Annotated in this window: 6 protein-coding genes; 5 read left to right on the top strand and 1 reads right to left on the bottom strand. The window is 68.8% G+C overall.

Annotated features, from left to right (window positions below; translation table 11 throughout):
• On the top strand, nt 1-616 hold a 616-nt coding region (locus ON34_RS06270; RefSeq protein ID WP_040775336.1), incomplete at its 5' end, for a TetR family transcriptional regulator.
• A gap of 10 nt (nt 617-626) precedes the next feature.
• On the opposite strand, the gene ON34_RS06265 is transcribed toward ON34_RS06270, so the two are convergent.
• Nucleotides 627-2,003 (bottom strand): MFS transporter, encoded by a 1,377-nt coding sequence (locus ON34_RS06265; protein ID WP_040775334.1) that lies wholly within the window; start codon nt 2,001-2,003, stop codon nt 627-629.
• A 131-nt stretch (nt 2,004-2,134) separates the two neighbouring features.
• Here ON34_RS06265 and ON34_RS06260 point away from each other — a divergent pair, with 131 nt between their 5' ends.
• The 4 genes from ON34_RS06260 to orn all read left to right on the top strand — a co-directional run bounded on the left by ON34_RS06260 (nt 2,135) and on the right by orn (nt 6,469).
• Nucleotides 2,135-2,692 (top strand): PadR family transcriptional regulator, encoded by a 558-nt coding sequence (locus ON34_RS06260; RefSeq protein WP_040775332.1) that lies wholly within the window; start codon nt 2,135-2,137, stop codon nt 2,690-2,692.
• A 21-nt stretch (nt 2,693-2,713) separates the two neighbouring features.
• The gene (locus tag ON34_RS06255) at nt 2,714-4,744 is read left to right on the top strand and encodes an NADPH-dependent 2,4-dienoyl-CoA reductase (RefSeq protein ID WP_040775330.1); all 2,031 of its coding nucleotides are present in this window, start codon (nt 2,714-2,716) and stop codon (nt 4,742-4,744) included.
• A gap of 132 nt (nt 4,745-4,876) precedes the next feature.
• Nucleotides 4,877-5,680, top strand: a complete 804-nt coding sequence (gene cmrA, locus ON34_RS06250) for a mycolate reductase (RefSeq protein WP_040775327.1) — start codon at nt 4,877-4,879, stop codon at nt 5,678-5,680.
• A 132-nt stretch (nt 5,681-5,812) separates the two neighbouring features.
• Entirely contained in the window at nt 5,813-6,469 is a 657-nt protein-coding gene (gene orn / locus ON34_RS06245; protein ID WP_040775325.1) for an oligoribonuclease, read from the top strand.
• Nucleotides 6,470-6,519 lie beyond the last annotated feature (50 nt).

Here is a 6,519-nt window from a genome sequence, read left to right as displayed (position 1 = left end):
TGAGCAGGCAGCGACCCGAGGCGAACGCAAGGAGCGAACCAGGCAGGCACTCCTGGACGGCACCTTGGCGCTGGCCGCCGACCGGGGTTTCCCCGCGCTGAGCCTGCGGGAGATCGCCCGATCGGCCGGTATCGTGCCGACGGCGTTCTATCGGCACTTCGCGTCGCTGGAGGACCTCGGCGCGACACTGGTGGACGACGGCGTCACCGCGTTGCGCCTCGCGCTGCGCGAAGTGCGCCGCAACACCGACGCGAGCCTGTCGGACACGGTGCGATTCGTGTTCACGCAAGTAGAGCCGAAGCGGGAGCTGTTCGGCTTCCTGACCAGGGAGCGGCACGGCGGATCGGCGGCGCTGCGCACGGCGATCGCGCGCGAGATCCAGTTGATCGTGCGGGAACTCGTCGCCGATCTGTCCCGGATCAGGGCCCTGGACTCCTGGACGCCGCGAGACCTGGAGATCGCCGCCGATCTGATGGTGACGACGGTGACCGACGGGATCGCCGCCTACGTGTCGGCGGCGCCGCGCGAGGAGCAGTCGATCGTCGACCGCACCGTGCAGCAAATGCGCCTGATCGCACTGGGCATGGGCGCGTGGCGGCCACCGAAACGGCGGTGATCGGGGCCGCTCACGGCCGAATCCCCTCCGATCCGGAATCCCGCGGGACCTGATCGGTGCGGACTTCCATCGGGTCCGGCGAGCGCACCGGCAGCAGCACCGCGAGTCCGGCCGCGAGCACGACGAGCAGCCCGGCGATGCCCGCACGGTCGGCGTCGAACAGCCAGACGAACAACCCGAAAAGGCTGGGGGCCAGGAAGGACACCGCGCGTCCCGTGGTGGTGTACAGGCCGAAGAACTGACCCTCGCGGCCCGGCGGCGCCAGCCGCGCCAGGAACGAGCGCGCCGCCGACTGCGCGGGGCCGACGAAAACCGTGAGCAGCAACCCGAAGATCCAGAACATCAGCGGGCCGGACACCACCAGCAGCGCCAGCCCGCACACCAGCATCGCCGCCAGCGACACCACGATGACGATCTTCGGCCCGGCCCCGTCGTCGAAGCGTCCCGCGACGATCGCGCCCAACGCGGCAACCACATTGGCGGCGATGCCGAACAGCAGCACGTCCGAGTCGTCGATGCCGTAGACCCGCACGGCCAGCACCGCCCCGAAGGTGAACACTCCGGCGAGACCGTCACGGAACACGGCACTGGCGACCAGAAAGCCGACCGTGCGCCGGTCGGTGCGCCACAGTTCGCGCAGATCACGCCAGAGCACTCGGTAGGAGGCGAAGAACCCGGCGCTCGCCGCGCCGGGATCAGCGTCGGTCCGGGGCAGTTCGGGCACCGCGAACATGACCGGCAGCGCGAAGGCGGCGAACCACACGGCGGCCAGCACCGCGACCAAGCGGATGTTGAGCCCGTCGTCGGTGGGCACGCCGAGCAGCCCGCGATTGTCGCCCTCGCCGGAGATGAAGCCGAAATAGCAGATCAACAGCAGGAAGATGCCACCGAAATAGCCCATGGCCCAGCCGAAACCGGAGACCCGCCCGACCGTCTGCGGGGTGGACACCTGCCGCAGCATCGCGTTGTACGGAATGTTCGACAATTCGAAACAGGCCGACGCGAACGCCAGCAGCACCAAGCCGAGCCACAAGTCGTGGTAGTCGTCGTGCACGAAGAACATCAGCGTCATCGCGGCGATCATGAGCGCGGTCAGCACGCCGAGGGAGTGTTTGCGTTTGGCCGAGGCATCGAAGCGCTGCCCGCTGACCGGCGCGGTCACTGCCACGATCAGGCCCGCGATACCCAGCGCCCAGCCGAGCCAGGCGCTGGCGGAGACCGAGCCGGGCAGGTCGTCGCCGACCTTGTCGGTGAGATACACCGAGAAGACGAAGGTGAGGATGACGGCGTTGAACGCCGAAGACCCCCAGTCCCACAGCCCCCACGCCACCATCTGCCCGCGCCCGGCGGCCTGCCCGACCGTCGCCCGCGCGTTCACCTCGGTCATGCCGCGCAGCTTAATGGGCGCGGCCGGGGAACGTGGGTGCGAAGCTTTGCGAAGGCTGGGCAGCCGCGGAACCGTCCACGCCGCTATGCACCCAGTTGCATAGTACCGGATGTCACGGCTATCCTCGGCGCATGGCACTCGAGCATGCGTTGCTGGTATCGCTGAGCGAGCGCGCCGGCTCGGGTTACGAGCTGGCGCGCCGCTTCGACAAGTCCATCGGCTACTTCTGGAGCGCGACGCACCAGCAGATCTATCGCGTCCTCAAGCGGATGGAGGAGTCCGGCTGGGTGGACGGCGAGTCCGTGGTCCAAGAGGGCAGGCCGGACAAGAAGGTGTACTCGGTGAGCGAGGCGGGCCGCACCGAGCTGGCCCGCTGGATCGCCGAACCGAGCGACTCCGGCATCCCGCGCAACGAGCTCGCGGTGAAGATCCGCGCCGCCGCCTACGGCGACATCACGGCGTTGCGCACCGAGGTGGCCCGCCACCGCGACGAGCACGCCCAGCGGCTCGAGCTGTACCGCAACATCGAGAAACGGGACTTCCCGGCCCCCGGTCAGCTCGCAGGGACCGCCCTGCACCAGTACCTCGTCCTGCGCGCGGGGATCCGCGCGGAGTCGGGATTCGTCGAATGGTGCGACGAAGTTCTGCAAGCACTGCATCCGCGCGCCGCAGCCCCGCACGCGGATTGACGGAGAAAGGCGACCTCACCCATGAGCTCCTTCCCCCACCTGTTCGAGCCGCTGGATCTCGGCTTCACCACCTTGCGCAACCGCGTGGTGATGGGCTCGATGCACACCGGTCTCGAAGACCGCGCCTGGGACATCAACAAACTGGCCGCCTACTTCGCCGAACGCGCACGCGGCGGCGCGGGCCTGATCATCACCGGAGGCTACGCACCCAACCGCGCGGGCTGGCTGCTGCCGTTCGGCGCGAAGCTGACCAACAAGACCGAGGCATACCGGCACCGCAGGATCACCAAGGCGGTGCACGAGCATGGCGGCAAGATCGCCATCCAGATCCTGCACGCCGGTCGCTACTCCTATATGCCCGGCAGCGTCTCGGCGTCGTCGATCAAGGCTCCGATCAACCCGTTCCGGCCGCGCGCGCTCTCGGCCAAGGGCATCGAGCGGACCATCGACGACTACGCCCGCTGCGCGAAGCTCGCCCAGTTCGCCGGGTACGACGGCTGCGAGATCATGGGCGGTGAAGGCTATTTCATCAACCAGTTCCTCGCGCCGCGCACCAACAAGCGCACCGACGAATGGGGCGGCTCCGCGCAGAACCGGCGCCGGATCGCGGTGGAGATCGTCCGCCGCACGCGCGCCGCGGTCGGCCCCGACTTCATCATCGTGTTCCGGCTGTCCATGGCCGAGTTGGTGGAGAAGGGCCAGACCTTCGACGAGATCGTCGCGCTGGCAAAGGAACTGGAAGCCGCCGGGGTGAACATCCTCAACACCGATATCGGCTGGCACGAGGCGCGGGTGCCGACCATCGTGACCTCCGTGCCCCGCGCGGCGTTCGTCGAGTTCACCGCGAAGATCACCGCTCAGGTGAACATTCCGGTCTGCGCGTCCAACCGGATCAACATGCCCGAAGTGGCCGAGGAGATCCTGACCCGCGGTGATGCCCAGCTGATTTCGCTGGCCCGCCCGTTCCTCGCCGACCCGGAATGGGTGAACAAGGCCGCGCAGGATCGCGTCGACGAGATCAACACCTGCATCGCCTGCAACCAGGCCTGCCTGGACCACGCGTTCGGGCACAAGACCGTGTCGTGTCTGCTCAACCCGCGCGCCGGGCACGAGACCGAGCTGAAACTGCTGCCGACCCGCCGCACCAAGCGCGTCGCGGTGGTCGGCGCCGGACCGGCCGGGCTGGCCGCGGCGGTGAACCTCGCCGAACGCGGCCACCGCGTCGAGCTGTTCGAGGCCGACGACAAGATCGGCGGCCAGTTCGACATCGCCCGCCGCATTCCCGGCAAAGAGGAGTTCAGCGAGTCGATCCGCTACTACCACCGGATGCTCGAGCGCACCGGTGTCACCGTGCACCTGAACAAGCGGGTGAGCGCCGACGAACTCATCGCCGGCCGCTACGACGAGGTGGTGCTCGCCACCGGCGTGCAGCCGCGCATCCCGGACATCCCGGGCATCGATCACCCCATGGTGCTGTCCTACGCCGAGCTGGTCCGCGAGGAGAAGCCGGTCGGCAAGCGCGTCGCCGTGATCGGCGCAGGCGGGATCGGGTACGACGTCAGCGAATTCCTCACTGTCGAAGGTCATCCCACGCTGAAGCTGGACGAGTGGAAAGAAGAGTGGGGCGTCACGTCCGACGACGAGCAGGTGCCCGGACAGCTCACCACTCCGACGCCCGCCCCGGCGGCACGGGAAGTCGTTCTACTGCAACGCAAGACCACACCGTTCGGCAAGGACCTCGGCAAGACCACGGGTTGGGTGCATCGCGCCGCGCTGAAGGCGAAGGGCGTCGAGCAGATCGGTGGCGTGAACTACGAACGCATCGACGACAGCGGCCTGCACATCAGCTTCGGCGAGAAACGCCAGCGGCCGCAGCTGATCCCGGTCGACAACGTGGTGATCTGCGCGGGCCAGGAATCCGTCCGGGACTTGGAGGCCCCGCTGCGCGCCGCGGGTGTCAGCCCGCACCTCATCGGCGGCGCCGAACTGGCCGCCGAACTCGACGCCAAACGGGCCATCGACCAGGGCACCCGCCTCGCCGCCCGGCTGTGAACGATTGCGGCGGCCGGGCATCGACGCCCCGGCCGCCGTTACGGCCGCGCCTGGGCGTACCCCCGCCTTCGCTCCGGCCGTGCGCGGACAGGAGACGGGCTACGTCCGACAGCGCCCACTAAGCTGCACCGGGTGAGCCTGCCCTCCCCCACTTCCGAGAACCGTGCGGTCGTCACCGGCGCCTCCTCCGGCATCGGCACCGCGCTCGCCGCCGAGCTCGCCGCGCGCGGCTACTCGCTGATCCTGGTCGCCCGCCGCGAGGAGCTGCTCACCGAGCTGGCACAGCGGCTGACCCTGGCCCACGGCATCACCGCCGAGGTGCGTCCCGTCGACTTGTCCGATCGCGCCCAGCGCGGCGTACTGGCGCAGGAGCTGGCCGCACGCGACATCGCCATCCTGTGCAACAACGCGGGCATCGCGACCTTCGGCGCCGTCGCCGACCTCGACCCCGACTACGAACGCGCGCAGATGGAACTCAACGCCGTCGCCGTGCACGATCTGACGCTGGCCGTGCTGCCCGGCATGATCGCCAGGGGCGGCGGAGGGATCCTGATCAGCGGCTCGGCCGCCGGGAATATGCCGATCCCGAACAATGCCACCTACGCCGCGAGCAAGGCGTTCGCGAACACCTTCGCCGAGTCGCTGCGCGGCGAACTGAAGGGCTCCGGCGTGCACGTCACCCTGCTGGCCCCCGGCCCGGTCCGCACCGAGACCCCCGATCCCGCCGATGCCTCGATCGTGGACCGGATGGTGCCCGACTTCATGTGGGTCTCCTCCGAATCCACCGCCAAGGTGTCCATCGACGCGCTCGCTCGAAACAAGATGCGCGTGGTTCCCGGCCTGATCAGCAAGGGAATGAGCGTGGCGGGACAGTACGGGCCGCGCGCGCTCACCGCACCGATCGCGGGTGCGTTCTACAAGAAGCTCGGCGGCTGAGCGACATATCCCCACCGCTGGGGTTCACCACACGCATCGGTGGCTTGTGACGGCCCCGCCGACACGGGCGCGCAGGCGGCGAACGCGCCGTACCGCGGGGCCGGGCGATTCGATCCGGCTAATGTTGCACGGGTGTCCGACAAATACATGGTGTGGATGGATTGCGAGATGACCGGCCTGCGCCTGGACAGCGACAAGCTGATCGAGGTGGCCGCGCTCGTGACCGACAGCGACCTCAACATCCTCGGCGAGGGCGTGGACATCGTCATCCACGCCGACGACGACGCGCTGGCCGCGATGCCCGCCGTGGTCGCCGAGATGCACGCACGCTCCGGCCTGACCGAGGAGGTCCGCCGCTCCACCGTCACCGTCGAGGAGGCCGAGCAGCGGGTGCTCGACTACATCCGCGAGTACATCCCGACCCCCCGCACGGTGCCGCTGGCCGGTAACTCGATCGCCACCGACCGCGGCTTCATCGCCAGGGACATGCCGCTGCTGGACGCCCACCTGCACTACCGGATGATCGACGTGAGCTCGATCAAGGAGTTGTGCCGCCGCTGGTACCCGCGCATCTACTTCGGCCAGCCGGAGAAGGGCCTGAGCCATCGCGCGCTGGCCGACATCAAGGAGTCCATCCGCGAGCTGGAGTACTACCGGCGCACGGCGTTCGTCGCCCCGCCCGGGCCGTCCACCACCGAAATCGCCGCCGTCGCCGCCGAGGTGGCCGAGCGGGTCGTCGAAGAAGTCGCTGAATCAGCCCAGGTCAACGGCTCGCTGGACGCCGATTAGGGAGTCGGCGGGGTAACACGCTAATATCTAGCCCGCCGGTTCTTCACCGG

It is taken from the genome of Nocardia pneumoniae NBRC 100136 (assembly GCF_000308755.1).
Taxonomy (GTDB): Bacteria; Actinomycetota; Actinomycetes; order Mycobacteriales; family Mycobacteriaceae; genus Nocardia; species Nocardia pneumoniae.
Note: the sequence above shows the minus strand (reverse complement) of the source record. Positions and strands in the feature narration are given on the sequence as shown.